This is a genomic window from Pseudomonas sp. F8002 (genome assembly GCF_013385495.1).
GTDB lineage: Bacteria > Pseudomonadota > Gammaproteobacteria > Pseudomonadales > Pseudomonadaceae > Aquipseudomonas.
In genome coordinates this window covers 425,510-438,135 of the sequence record NZ_JACAPW010000002.1, presented here as the reverse complement: position 1 = coordinate 438,135, position 12,626 = coordinate 425,510, and the positions used below count along the sequence as shown (strand labels likewise).

The window sequence follows — 12,626 nt, the reverse complement described above, 5'->3', positions numbered from 1 at the left end:
ACGCGGCAGATTTTTTAAGAGAACTTCATTGGGCTGATGGTGACTATCGACGTCAGCGATGGCCCGTTTTCCCGGGCCATCGCGTCGCTCATCACGGCATTTCTGGCAGTTCCCGAGGGCGCAGGTCGAACACCAGCACCTCGGCGTCCTCCCCATGGCTCAGGTGAATCTCCCGCTCATCGCGCACTCGGGCGCCGTCGCCTTCGTGCAAGCGCTGGCCATTGACTTCAACGCTGCCCCGCGCCACATGGATGTAGGCGTAGCGTTCCGGGGCCAGCGGCAGGCTGGCGGTTTCAAAGCCGTTGAACAGCCCGGCATACACCCGCGCGTCCTGGCGCACGCCGAGGGAGCCGTCGGTGCCTTCCGGCGAGATGATCAACTGCAACCGGCCGCGTTTCTGCGCCTCGGTGAAGTGCTCCTGCTGATAGCGCGGTTCGGCGCCCGCCACATCCGGCACGATCCAGATTTGCAGGAAGTGCACGCCCTGGGTGTGGCTGTGGTTGAACTCGCTGTGGGCCACGCCGCTGCCGGCGCTCATCAGTTGCACATCGCCGGGGCGGATCACCGAACCGGTGCCCAGGGTGTCCTTGTGTTCCAGGGCGCCTTCGAGCACATAGGAGAAAATCTCCATGTCGCGGTGCGGGTGTTGGCCGAAGCCCTTGCCGGCGGCAACCCGGTCATCGTTGATCACCAGCAGGTCGGAAAAACCCTGTTCCTTGGGGTTCCAGTAGTTGGCGAACGAGAAGGTGTGGAACGACTTCAACCAACCGTGATTGGCGGCGCCGCGTTCCGAGGCTTTGCGAAGGGTCAGCATGGGGTGTTCTCCTCAAGGGAAGCCTGGCTGCGAGATGCAGGGCTTCGGTGTGAGGAGAAGATTACTGGTTAACGATAGGTTGATTAAGAAGCTGAAATCGGAATGACTGTCTCTTTTAGATTGACGATCGCCAGCTGTGCCGTCCGCAGATGATGGCGGTAGCGCAGCTGAAGTTTGCGCCAGGCCATTGGGTTCACGCCTTCGCTGCGGCTGAACAGGTGACAGAAGTGCGCCTGGTCGCAGAACCCGCATTCCTGGCTGATCTGCGTCAGGCTCAGGGCGGAGCCGGTGATCAGCACCTTGGCCTGCTTGATGCGTTGCTGGCGAATCCATTCCTGGGGCGATACACCGGTGGTGCGCTTGAAGGCCCTGGAGAAATGGCTGCGGGACAGCTCACAGGCGCGAGCCAGTTCCGTCACCTCCAGGGGGCCAGCAAGATTGGCGAGGATCAATTGCTTGACCCTCTGTTCCCGCTCTGAACACAGGGTTCCGGTTGCAGCTGCTGGTTGAGCCATGATCGCTATCCGTGGTCGATGGGCGCTTGTTTTCACACACCTTACCGGTGAATGAATCCCCAGTGTAGACCGCTGCAAGCATCTGTTGAACTGAGCACATGCATGCAATTTTTCTGGATCGGGCCGTCGCACACTAGGGCGAACGTTCAAGCATCCAGGGGAAGGGCACGATGGACTCAACAGCACAAGGCGGGCCGGACGAGGTCGTGACCCTGGTGGTCAAGCACCGCATTAAACCCGGGCTTGAAGCCGACTACGAAGCCTGGCTGCGACGCATCGTACGCATTGCCGGCGAGCGTCCCGGCCACCTCGGCGTTGACGTGGTGCGCAGCAAGCAGGGCGGCCTTACGTTGTTCACCTGCGTGCTGCGTTATCGCTCCACCGAAGACCTGGAGCGCTGGCTCGATTCGCCGCAGCGCCTGGAGCTGATCAACCAAGCCGCACCGATGCTGGCCGACGGCGACCAGACCGAAGTCGGCGCGGTCAACGAGTTCTGGCTCTCGCCCCTGGCCGATGCTGCCGCCAAGCCGCCGCGCTGGAAACAGGCAGTGGTCACGCTGCTGGTGATCCTGCCGCTGACGTTGCTGGTGCCGATCATCTGGGGCCCGGTACTGCGGCTGCACCCGTTCCTGTCCAACTACATCGTCGCCACCTTCCTGGTCACCCTGACCATCGTTGTACTGGTGGTTTACCTGCTGATGCCGGCGGCCACCCGTCTGTTCGCGCCCTGGCTTGAAGCCTCTGTAAAGGAAACCCTATGAACGCCGACCTGATTCTGTTCAATGGCCAGTTCCACACCGTGGACCGTGAAAATCCCCGCGCCACGGCAGTAGCGATCCACCAGGGACGCTTCGTCGCGGTGGGCACCGACGGCGAAGCCATGGCCCTGCGCGGCAGTGGTACCCAGGTCATCGACCTCAAGGGTCGCACCGTCATCCCTGGCCTCAACGACTCGCACCTGCACCTGATCCGTGGCGGCCTGAACTACAACCTCGAACTGCGCTGGGAAGGCGTGCCGTCCCTGGCCGATGCCCTGCGCATGCTCAAGGACCAGGCCGACCGCACGCCCACGCCGCAGTGGGTGAGGGTGGTGGGCGGCTGGAACGAATTCCAGTTCGCGGAAAAGCGCATGCCCACCCTTGATGAACTCAACCAGGCCGCCCCCGACACGCCGGTGTTCGTGCTGCACCTGTATGACCGCGCCTTGCTCAACCGCGCCGCCCTGCGCGTGGCTGGCTACACCAAAGACACGCCGAACCCGCCCGGCGGCGAGATCGTGCGCGACAATAACGGCAACCCCACCGGCATGCTGGTGGCGCGGCCTAACGCGATGATTCTCTACGCGACCCTGGCCAAGGGCCCGAAACTGCCCCTGGAATACCAGGTGAATTCCACCCGCCAGTTCATGCGCGAACTCAACCGCCTGGGCCTGACCAGTGCCATCGACGCCGGCGGTGGTTTCCAGAACTATCCCGACGATTACGCCGTGATCGAACAGTTGGCCAAGGACCAGCAACTGACCGTGCGCATCGCCTACAACCTGTTCACCCAGAAGCCCAACGAAGAACTCAGCGACTTCAAGAACTGGACCGGCAGCGTGACCTTGCATCAGGGCGACGACTACCTGCGCCACAACGGCGCCGGCGAAATGCTGGTGTTCTCGGCGGCCGACTTCGAAGACTTCCTCGAACCACGCCCGGACCTGCCGCTGACCATGGAGCAGGAACTGGAACCGGTGGTGCGCCACCTGGTGGAACAGCGCTGGCCGTTCCGCCTGCACGCCACCTACAACGAATCGATCTCGCGGATGCTCGACGTGTTCGAGAAGGTCAACCGCGACATCCCGTTCAACGGCTTGCCATGGTTCTTCGACCACGCCGAAACCATCACCCCGCAGAACATCGAGCGCGTGCGGGCGCTGGGCGGCGGCATCGCGATCCAGGACCGCATGGCGTTCCAGGGTGAGTACTTTGTGGAGCGCTACGGCGCCAAGGCCGCCGAGGCCACGCCGCCGATCAAACGCATGCTCGCCGAAGGCGTGCCGGTGGGCGCCGGCACCGACGCCACCCGGGTGTCGAGCTACAACCCCTGGACCTCGCTGTACTGGATGGTCAGCGGCCGCACCGTCGGCGGGCTGGAACTCCACGCCGAGGGGCTGCCCCGGCTGACGGCCCTGGAACTGTTCACCCACGGCAGCGCCTGGTTCTCCTCCGAGCAGGGCAAGAAAGGCCAGATCAAGGTCGGCCAATTGGCGGACGTGGCGGTACTGTCGGCGGACTTCTTCAGTGTCGACGAGGAAGCCATCAAGTGGATCGAATCGGTACTCACCGTGGTCGGCGGCAAGGTGGTCTACGGCGCCGGCGACTTTGAAGATTTCGCACCACCCAGCGTGCCGGTGCTGCCGGACTGGTCGCCGGTGGCCAAGGTCCCGGGCCACTGGCGCCCGGCGTCAGCGCTGCAAGCCCAGGTGCACCAGTGCAGCGGCCCCTGTGGCGTGCATGTCCATAGCCATGAACGGGCGCGTCTCTCGAACGTGCCGGTCAGCGACTTCCAGGGTTTCTGGGGCGCGTTTGGCTGCTCGTGTTTTGCCTTCTGAATCTAACCCCAAAGGAGTATTCCCATGACTTACAAACGCCTGAACAAAGATGACGCCGTGGTCCTGCTGGTGGATCACCAGACCGGCCTGATTTCCCTGGTGCAGGACTTCTCGCCCAACGAATTCAAGAACAACGTCCTGGCCCTGGCGGACCTGGCCAAGTTCTTCAAGCTGCCGACTATCCTCACCACCAGTTTCGAAAGCGGCCCCAACGGCCCGATGGTGCCGGAGCTGAAAGAACTGTTCCCGGACGCGCCGTACATCCCGCGCCCTGGCCAGATCAACGCATGGGACAACGAAGATTTCGTCAAGGCAGTGAAAGCCACCGGCCGCAAGCAACTGATCATTGCCGGTGTGGTGACCGACGTGTGCGTGACCTTCCCGACGCTGTCGGCCCTGGCTGAAGGGTTTGAAGTGTTTGTGGTGACCGATGCGTCGGGCACCTTCAATGAGACCGTGCAACAGGCGGCGTGGGCACGCATGACGGCGGCCGGTGCACAGTTGGTGAACTGGTTCTCGGTGGCCTGCGAACTGCAGGTCGACTGGCGCAACGACATGGAAGGCCTGGCGAATCTGCTGTCGCCGCGCATTCCCAACTATCGCAATTTGATGAACAGCTACTCGGCGCTGACGGCCAAATAAACCGCTCTCTGATATGCAGGTAATCCAATGTGGGAGCGGGCTTGCTCGCGAAGGCGGTGTGCCAGTCAATACATGTACCGACTGACCCACCGCCTTCGCGAGCAAGCCCGCTCCCACATTTTGATTTGTGGTGTGGCGACTGANNNNCCACCGAGAAGCGACAATGAACCCCTTCGAAGACATGCGCCTGTTTTGCCAGGTCATGGAATCCGGCAGTTTCACCGCTGCCGCCGAGCATCTTGGCCTGTCCAAGCAGTTTGTCAGCCGCCGCCTGATCCAGCTGGAAGAGCGCCTCGGCGTACGCCTGCTCAACCGCTCCACCCGCCGCCTGGACGTCACGCCGCTGGGCCAGAGTTACTACGAATCCGCCCTGCGCCTGCTCAGTGAAGTCGAGCAAGTGGAGCAGGGCATCGCCGGGCAAAACACCGAGCCCCGGGGCACCATTCGCCTGAGCGCGCCGTTGTCGTTTGCCATGGCGCACCTGGGTTGCCTGTTGCCGCTGTTCCTGCAACGCCACCCTCACGTCACCGTGGAAGTGGACCTCAGCGACCGCCCGGTAGACCTCATCAGCGAGGGCTACGACCTGGTGCTGCGCATCGGCACCCTCGAGGATTCGACCCTGATCGCCCGACGCATCGCCAGTGTGCAGCGCGTCTACTGCGCCAGTCCCGACTACCTGGCCCGCTACGGCACGCCGCAGAGTCCCGATGACCTGGCCGATCACGCATGCCTGCCTTACGGCCATGGTCGCCAGGTGCAATGGCACTTCAAGGTCGATGGCAAACCCCACACCCGCAACGTCAGCGGGCGCATGCGGGTCAACAACGGTGAGCTGCTGCGGGATGCCGCCGTGGCCGGGTTGGGCATCACCTACCTACCCAATTTTATCGTTGCCCAAGCCTTGCAGGACGGCCGCCTGGTGACGCTGCTGGAAGGCTGCGCGCCAGAACCCCTGACCCTTTCCGCCGTTTACCCCCAGCACCGCCAGAGCTCGCGCCCGGTGCAGGCGTTGATCGAGTTCCTGCGTGAACGCCTGGCCGGCGGTTGTTGAATCAGAACGCGTACTGCACCCGGCTGTAGTAATACCCGCCGGTAAACCCGAACGGCGAATAGCTGCCCCAGTTATCGCCGAACGACGAGTTCTTCACGCCGATGTGATCCGGGTATTTGTCGAACAGGTTCTGCGCACCTACGGCCACCGTCAGCTGTTTGCTGATCGCGTAGGCCACGTCGAGGTCAGTGATCCACTTGGCCGAATACGTGCGGTCCAGGCTCGCGTCGCTGGAGCTGTTGACCTCGGTGTAGGTGCCGTAGCGAGTCAGGCGCAGGTTGACGTCGAAGTCGTGGATCGCCCAGTCGGCGGAGAAGATCATCTTGCTGCTGGGTGAGGTCTTGGTGATCAGTGCCCGTGACTGGCGACCCATCAACTGGAAGTTGCCCAGGGCGGCGAGCTGCGCCGGGGTGTCGTTGACGCTGAGGATCTGCGTGTGGTTGTAGTTCAGCGCCGCCGTCCATTTCACCGAGCCGTAGCGGTCGAGGTTCTGCCGGTAGTTGCCCACCACGTCCACCCCGGAGGTGCGGGTGTTGGCGCCGTTGGTGAAGTACTGCGCGCCCGCCGTGGCCGGTACGCCGATGCTGTCCAGCAGGGAGGCAATGCCCGGGCCCTGGAAGCGTTCGCTGAGCACCAGGCGGTCCCGCAGGTTGATCACGTAGCCGTCCACCGTGAGGCTCAAGTCATCGCTTGGGGTCACGGCGAAACCGAGGCTGAAGTTGGTCGAGCGCTCCGGCTTCAGTGACTTGGCACCCAATGCCTGGGCGCCGGCGGAATCCACCGGCAGGATCACGTAGTTATACGACTGGTACACGCCATTGATGGTGTCGAACCCGGTGGAGCGTGCGGTGAAGATCTCGTTGGCCAGGGACGGTGCGCGAAAGCCGTTGCTCACGGTGCCGCGCAGGGCGAACACCGGGTTGAACGCATATCACGTGCTGAGCTTGCCGCTGCGGGTACCGCCGACGCCTTCGTTGTAATGTTCGTAGCGTCCGGCCACGCCGACGTACCACTGCTCGGTGGGGTAGAACCCGAGGTCGACATAGCTGGCGACGCTGTTGCGGCTGACCTTCTGCGCGTCTTCCGGACGGATGCCGTTGGTGACCTGGGCCCCCGGATCGGGACGCTGCCCGGCACGCGGATGGCCTGCCGGGAACACGTAGCCGCCATCGATATAGGAAGCCTCGGAGCCGGCGCGGGTCTCGTAGCTTTCGCGCCGGTGCTCCAGGCCGAACGCCACGTCCAGCGGCTTGGCCAGGCCGATCTCGTAGGTGTTTTTCAGGTCGAGGTTGGTGGTGAGCTGGTCGGCGATGTAGATCCCGGAGGTGAACTTGTTCGGTGTGCTTTCGCCCAGGGACGGGTTCTGGTTGTCGTAGGTGCGCTGCTTGGCGTAGTTGCGCCCGTAGGTGCTGCTCAGGTCCCAACCCCAGCCACCGCCAAGATCATTGCCCTTGGCACCGAAGGCCGATTGGAAGTCGGTCTCGTTGACCAGCCAGTACGGGCTGTAGCCATCGGGGTAACCATTGGGCCCGGTGGTGATGGTGTTGCGGCCGTTGGGCAGGCGGAAGTTCTGGCCGTCGTTGTTCTCCCGGGTGGCCAGGGTGGAAAACGAGTACAGCGTCAGGTTGTCGTTCAGTGGCAGGTCGAGGTTGTACGCCACATCGCCCAACTGGCTGCGGGGCGAGCCGTAGCCTTTGTAGGTGTGGTGGCTGGAGGTGGCTTCGCGCGGGTCGGGGGAACCGTCCGCCAGCGGGTAGTAATGGCTGCTGTAGCCGTTGCTGCCGGCCTTGTTGTCGCGCTCCTGGTAGCGGGTGTCGAGGGACACGTTGAGCACCCCGGCTTCACCCACCTGGAAGCCATAGTTCAGCGCCTCCTGGCCGGTGCCGCGCTTGCCGTCGTAGTTCTGCCCCAGGGTGGTGTCGGAACTGCCGCCGGTGGTCTGCTTGAGGATGATGTTGATCACCCCGGAAATCGCATCCGAGCCGTATTGCGCCGCTGCACCGTCTCGCAGCACCTCCACATGGTCGATGGCAGCCACCGGGATCAGGTCGAGGTCGCTGGGGGCCGCGCCGCTGTTGATGCCGTTGATGTTCAGGGTGGCGCTGGTATGGCGGCGTTTGCCGTTGACCAGCACCAGCACGTGAGAGGCGGTGAGGCCGCGTAGGGTGGCCGAACGCACCACGCCGCTGGCATCCCAGCCGGCGCGGTCGGGCAGGTTGAACGAGGGGATGAGCTTGCCCAATGCCTCCAGCAAACTCGGCTTGCCCACGGCCCGCAGCTGTTCGCCGCTGATCACATCAATCGGCGTGGGGCTGGTGGTGACGGTGCGTTGTTCGGCGCCACGGTTGCCGGTGACCACCACGGTGTCGAGGGTGGGGGAGCGGTCTTCGGCAGATTCGACGCCGAAGGACGCCAGGCCGCACGCCAGCGAGAGCGGCAGGAGTTTCAGATGATTGTACCGATGTAGCCTTTTACGATGAGCGAGCTTGCTGTGGCCAGGGAGCTTGCTGTGGTGAGGAAGCTTGCTGTGACGAGGGAGCTTGCTGTGGCGAGGGAGCTTGCTCCCGCTGGGCTGCGTAGCAGCCCCAATACGGTCTTCCGAGGAAATTGCGGAGTCAGGCTTCAGGGCCGCTACGCGCCCCAGCGGGAGCAAGCTCCCTCGCCACAAAGGTGCCGTCAGCCAGTTGAATTTTCGCATGAGAGTGGAGCTCCTTGGTCTCGAGTGATGTCCCTGTCAGAGTTTGCGCGCGGCAACCGCTTCGATTTCTACCAGCCCGCCGGGCAATGGCAACGCGACGACTTGCACCGCGGTGCGCGCCGGTTTTTTCGGCTGCTCGGCACTGCCGAAAAACGGCGTGTAGCCTTCCTGCAACCCGGCAAAATCAAGCTTGCCGCCCTTGGCTGGATCGCCCACCAGGAATATCCGCAGCTGCACCACATCTCCCAAATCCAGGCCCTGGCTTTGCAGCACACCCTTGAGCTTGTTGAGGATCGACGTGGTCTGGATGGCCGTGTCGCCATAGGCGGCAAACGAGTCTTTCGGCGCCTTGGGGTCATGCAGGTCGGCCAGCAACCCACTCACAAACAGCAGCTCGGTCTGCGGCGGTACCGACACCGCCAACGAGATAGGGAAATTCGAGTTCGGCAGCGGCACGCGCTTGATCTCATCGGCGTGGGCGGCAAGGGTGGTGGCGGTCATCAGCAGTCCTGCAAAAAGCGTCTTCATCGGTTCATTCCTTGAGAGAGAAAAGTCAGGCGGCGACGCCCGGTTGCTGGCGTTCGGCATGCCGGCCGATCAGCGAGACGATGCGCCGCGCCGAATCGGCGGCGCTGTTCTGCCAGATGCCGACGCCGCCGTGGGCGAGGGCGTCGCTGGCCAGGTACGTGCGGCCCTGGGGCTCGTTGAGCACGCGGTAGGCGCTTTCGCCGACCTCGTCGTTGACGATCCACGGGCCCTTGCTGTAGCTGACTTTCGACCAGTTGATCGCCACCGGTTTTTGCAGCTTGGCGCTGTGGCCAGGGTGCAACAGCTCCACCGCCTGGCGTGAGGAGGCGAACTGTTCGGCCAGGGATTTCTGGCTGAAGGCCTGGGCCGATTCACTGGTGTTGTAGGCCGCCACCAGAATCCCCTGGGCGCTGTTGAGGCGGTCGCTGGGGTACCACAGGCCTTTGACTTCATGGTCGAGGTACGACAGGCCGCCGTAGATGTTGAAGTCGGTTTCCCAGAAGCGCGACGCCTGCCAGGCCACCTTGTTGGCCTGGTCGCTTTGCGCGGTCTGGATCGCCTGCTTGAAGGGTGCCGTGAAGTTGGTTGGCAGCTTGGCCAGCAGCGGCAAGGGCACGGTGACAATCGCGTAGTCGGCACTCAGCACCTGGGTCTTGCCGCTGATACGGTCGCGGTAGGTGATCCGGCTGCCTTGCTCCGAGGTCTGGATATCGCTGACTTCGGCGTTGAAGCGCACCGCATCTTTCAGATGCTCGTAGAAGGCATACGGAATACGGTCCATGCCGCCCACCGGCTGGAACATGGTGGAGGAAAACTCCGGGATTTCATCGAACACAAGCGCGCCCCACAGCTTGGGATTGAGCAAGGTCTGCAGCTCCAGCGGCGCGCGGGTCACGCCGGTCTGGTCGCCGGCGCCGGGCACGCGGGTGTAGCCGGAGCGCACCGAACCCTTGTATTGCAGGTCGCCGTTGAGGTCGCCGTACACTTTGAGGAAACTCAGCAACGCTTTGCGGTCATCCACGCTCAGGTCCTGGTCCAACGCCTTGCGGCTGACCGTGCGGGCCAGCAGTTCCGAGAGCTGGCCACGGGTGTCGTTGACCGCCTGGCGCAGTTGGAATGCCGGTTGCTGCGTATCCGGCCGGGCCAGGGCGTTGCGGCTGCTGTTCACCAGTACTTGCAGCTCCACACCCAGCTCGCGGCAGTAGCCGAGGATCGTCTGGTGGTGGCTGGGAATACGCGCGGGGCCGGCGTTGAAAAACTGCCCGTCATCAAAGTCGACGGTCTGGCTGACGCCGTCGTCGAAATCGACCTTGGTGCCTCGGCGCAGGGTCCAGTTGCGTCCACCCACCCGGTCGCGGGCTTCCAGGATCGTCACGTTGAACCCGGCCTTGCGCAGCTCATAGGCGCTGACCAGCCCGGAGATCCCGGCGCCGACTACCACCACCTGCTTGCCTTTGCCGGTGCTGCCCAATTGCAGCGGGGTAAAGCTCGATGCCACCGCCTGAGGCGTCAGCCCCAGCGCGCCCAATGCGCTGACAGCGGCGGAATAACCGCCCACGGCGGCAATACGGGAAATCAGTTCCCTGCGGGTAAAAGCCATGATTCGCTCCTTGAGATAGCGGTTTGTCAGAGGTCGTAGCGCACGGTCAGCAACAGGGTTCGCGGGTCGTTGACCGAGTAGTAGCGGGCGCCGCTGGAGGGCACGTAGCCCACCGACTGCGGGTAGGCGCGGTCCAGCAGGTTTTTCACCGCCAGGGTGGTGGTCCAGTGGCCGTCGCCGCTGATGTAGCGGGTGTTGGCGTTCCAGAAGGTCTGTTGCGGGATTTCCTGGATGTCGTCGTTCAATGCGTTGGCGTAGGACTTGGTCTGGAACTGCGCATCGGTGCCTGCCAGCCAGGTGCCCGGCAGCCCGGCCGGGATGGTGTAGTTCAGGCCAACGCTCGCGTTCCAGCGTGGCGAGAACACCAGTTGCTTGCCGTTGGCATCCACCCCGGCACCGCTGGCGTTCTGGAAGTCGTCGTACTTGCTTTGCAGGTAGCCGACGTTGGCGGTCAGTTGCAGGTCGCGGCTCAGGGCGGTGAGGGTTTCCAGCTCCACGCCGTAGGTGTGGGCACGGCCGACGTTGGTGCGCAGGCTCACCCCCAGCGCCGGGTCATAGGCGTTGGTTTGCAGGTCTTTGTAGTCGTTGTAGAACAGCGCGACGTTGGCCCGCAGGCGCTGATCGAAGAAGTCACCCTTGACCCCGGTTTCCCAGGTGGTCACGTCTTCCGGGGAGAACGCCTGTTCGGCGGCGGCCTGGGTGGGGGCGCGGTTGTCGTAGCCACCGGCCTTGAAGCCCTTGGCGACGTAGGCGTACTGGTTCAGGTGCGGGGTCCAGGCGTATTCGAAGCCGATCTTCGGGCTGGTGGACTGCCAGGATTTGCTCGACTCGGCGGTGAAGTTGGTGCCGGTGATTTGCCGGTCGGTGTTGATCGCGTAGTTGGTGAAGTCGAAATTCTTGTGCTCGCGGGTAAAGCGCAGGCCGGCGATCAGCGACAGTTGTTGCGTCAGCTTGTAGGTGCCCTGGCCATACAGCGCATAGCTTTCGGTGTTGGTGGTGCTGTATTGGCCCTGGCCGATCACCCGATTGCGGGCGATGGAATAGGTAAGGTTGTCGCGGTCGGCGTCGAACTTCTCGCGGTACAGGTACACCCCGGTGCTGAAGCTGAAATCGTCGTAGTCGCCGTTGATCTGGAACTCCTGGGTCGCATAGTTTTGCTTGTACAGGATCAGGTTGTTCTGGATCAGCGCGGCTTGCCCTGAGTTGTCGTAGTCCACCGGTTGGTGGAACGCCGAGTAGGCGGTCACCGATTTGAAGTTCAGGTTGTCATTGATCGCGTAAATCGCCCGCAGTACCGAGCTGCCCTGGTCCAGGCGGTTTTTCGGGTCGAGGCTGCTGTAGCTCTTGAATTTGTCGAAATGCCCGTTGGCGTCGAAAGGCGTGTAGCTGGTGGTGTCGCCCCGGTCGAAGGTACCGGCCAGGGTCAGTTGCACATCCCACGGCGAATCCACCGGCTTGTAGCGCAGCTTGCCGCGGTAGGACTGGATGTCGACGTTGTTTACATCCTTGCCCCGGGTGGGATCGGAGACGGTGCCGTCGCGGCTCAGGCGGATCGCCGAGAAACTGCCGAACAGCGCGTTGTCCACCAGCGGGCCGCTGATCAGCAGGCGTGCGTTCTGCGCATCGTAGTTGCCGGCGCCCAGCTCTACAAAACCACGGGTTTCCTGGGTCGGATCGCGGGTGATCACGCGGATCGCGCCGGCGCTGCTGTTGCGTCCGTACAGGGTGCCCTGGGGCCCGCGCAGCACTTCGACACGCTCCACATCGTTGAAGTCGAGCATCGACGAAATGGCACGCGGGATGTACAGGTCATCGGCATACACGGCGACGGCGGCTTCCTGGATCGGGTCGGTTTCACCGATGCCGCGAATGCCGTAGGTCTGCGCGCTGTAGGAGATCGACTGGCGGCTGAGTGTCAGGTTCGGCACCTGGCCCGAGAGGTCGCGCACGCTGTTGATCTGCTTGTCTTCCAGGGCCTTTTCATCAAACGCGGAAATCGCCAGCGGGGTTTTTTGCAGGTCTTCGCTGCGGTGCTCGGCGGTGACATTGACCACCGGCAAAGCGGTGTCGTCGGCGTGAACGGCGAGGCCGAACAGGGCGAGGGAGATGGCCAGTGCCAGGCGATTGGGTACGGCGGTAGGACTCATGATGGACCCCTGAGGTGGTTGACGGTTTAGGCAAA

9 protein-coding genes and 1 pseudogene are annotated in these 12,626 nt (G+C 63.3%); 4 read left to right on the top strand and 6 right to left on the bottom strand.

All coding sequences use genetic code 11. From position 1 onward, the window contains the following. Nucleotides 1-91: 91 nt before the first annotated feature. Both HX811_RS04395 and HX811_RS04390 read right to left on the bottom strand, forming a co-directional pair. Nucleotides 92-814 (bottom strand): pirin family protein, encoded by a 723-nt coding sequence (locus tag HX811_RS04395; protein ID WP_008434624.1) that lies wholly within the window; start codon nt 812-814, stop codon nt 92-94. An 83-nt stretch (nt 815-897) separates the two neighbouring features. Next, nucleotides 898-1,329, bottom strand: a complete 432-nt coding sequence (locus HX811_RS04390) for an AraC family transcriptional regulator (RefSeq protein ID WP_023658747.1) — start codon at nt 1,327-1,329, stop codon at nt 898-900. Nucleotides 1,330-1,499: 170 nt separating this feature from the next. Between HX811_RS04390 and HX811_RS04385 the strand changes: the two genes are divergently transcribed. The 4 genes from HX811_RS04385 to HX811_RS04370 all read left to right on the top strand — a co-directional run bounded on the left by HX811_RS04385 (nt 1,500) and on the right by HX811_RS04370 (nt 5,618). Beyond that, on the top strand, nt 1,500-2,090 hold the full coding sequence (locus tag HX811_RS04385; RefSeq protein WP_177044918.1) for an antibiotic biosynthesis monooxygenase: 591 nt from the start codon (nt 1,500-1,502) through the stop codon (nt 2,088-2,090). Next, entirely contained in the window at nt 2,087-3,925 is a 1,839-nt protein-coding gene (locus HX811_RS04380) for an amidohydrolase (protein WP_177044907.1), read from the top strand. The genes HX811_RS04385 and HX811_RS04380 overlap by 4 nt, the downstream gene beginning before the upstream one ends. 18 nt (nt 3,926-3,943) lie before the next feature. After that, nucleotides 3,944-4,567, top strand: a complete 624-nt coding sequence (ycaC, locus tag HX811_RS04375; RefSeq protein WP_161635723.1) for an isochorismate family cysteine hydrolase YcaC — start codon at nt 3,944-3,946, stop codon at nt 4,565-4,567. Nucleotides 4,568-4,730: 163 nt separating this feature from the next. Then, nucleotides 4,731-5,618, top strand: a complete 888-nt coding sequence (locus tag HX811_RS04370) for a LysR family transcriptional regulator (RefSeq protein ID WP_177044905.1) — start codon at nt 4,731-4,733, stop codon at nt 5,616-5,618. 1 nt (nt 5,619) lies between these two features. Here HX811_RS04370 and HX811_RS04365 read toward each other — a convergent pair. From HX811_RS04365 to HX811_RS04350, 4 genes and pseudogenes are all read right to left on the bottom strand, one after another. Then, nucleotides 5,620-8,316: pseudogene (locus tag HX811_RS04365) on the bottom strand (TonB-dependent receptor plug domain-containing protein). Nucleotides 8,317-8,352: 36 nt separating this feature from the next. Next, entirely contained in the window at nt 8,353-8,844 is a 492-nt protein-coding gene (locus HX811_RS04360; RefSeq protein WP_177044903.1) for a RidA family protein, read from the bottom strand. A gap of 25 nt (nt 8,845-8,869) precedes the next feature. Then, nucleotides 8,870-10,444: an FAD-dependent oxidoreductase gene (locus HX811_RS04355; RefSeq protein ID WP_177044901.1), complete on the bottom strand. Its 1,575-nt coding sequence runs from the start codon at nt 10,442-10,444 to the stop codon at nt 8,870-8,872. 26 nt (nt 10,445-10,470) lie between these two features. Next, nucleotides 10,471-12,591 (bottom strand): TonB-dependent receptor, encoded by a 2,121-nt coding sequence (locus tag HX811_RS04350; protein WP_177044899.1) that lies wholly within the window; start codon nt 12,589-12,591, stop codon nt 10,471-10,473. Between the last annotated feature and the right edge of the window lie 35 nt (nt 12,592-12,626).

Coding starts and splice junctions, on each gene's coding strand:
- HX811_RS04395 (WP_008434624.1), bottom strand. CDS start 814: ATGCTGACCCTTCGCAAAGCCTCGGAACGCGGCGCCGCCAATCACGGT.
- HX811_RS04390 (WP_023658747.1), bottom strand. CDS start 1,329: ATGGCTCAACCAGCAGCTGCAACCGGAACCCTGTGTTCAGAGCGGGAA.
- HX811_RS04385 (WP_177044918.1), top strand. CDS start 1,500: ATGGACTCAACAGCACAAGGCGGGCCGGACGAGGTCGTGACCCTGGTG.
- HX811_RS04380 (WP_177044907.1), top strand. CDS start 2,087: ATGAACGCCGACCTGATTCTGTTCAATGGCCAGTTCCACACCGTGGAC.
- HX811_RS04370 (WP_177044905.1), top strand. CDS start 4,731: ATGAACCCCTTCGAAGACATGCGCCTGTTTTGCCAGGTCATGGAATCC.
- HX811_RS04360 (WP_177044903.1), bottom strand. CDS start 8,844: ATGAAGACGCTTTTTGCAGGACTGCTGATGACCGCCACCACCCTTGCC.
- HX811_RS04355 (WP_177044901.1), bottom strand. CDS start 10,444: ATGGCTTTTACCCGCAGGGAACTGATTTCCCGTATTGCCGCCGTGGGC.
- HX811_RS04350 (WP_177044899.1), bottom strand. CDS start 12,591: ATGAGTCCTACCGCCGTACCCAATCGCCTGGCACTGGCCATCTCCCTC.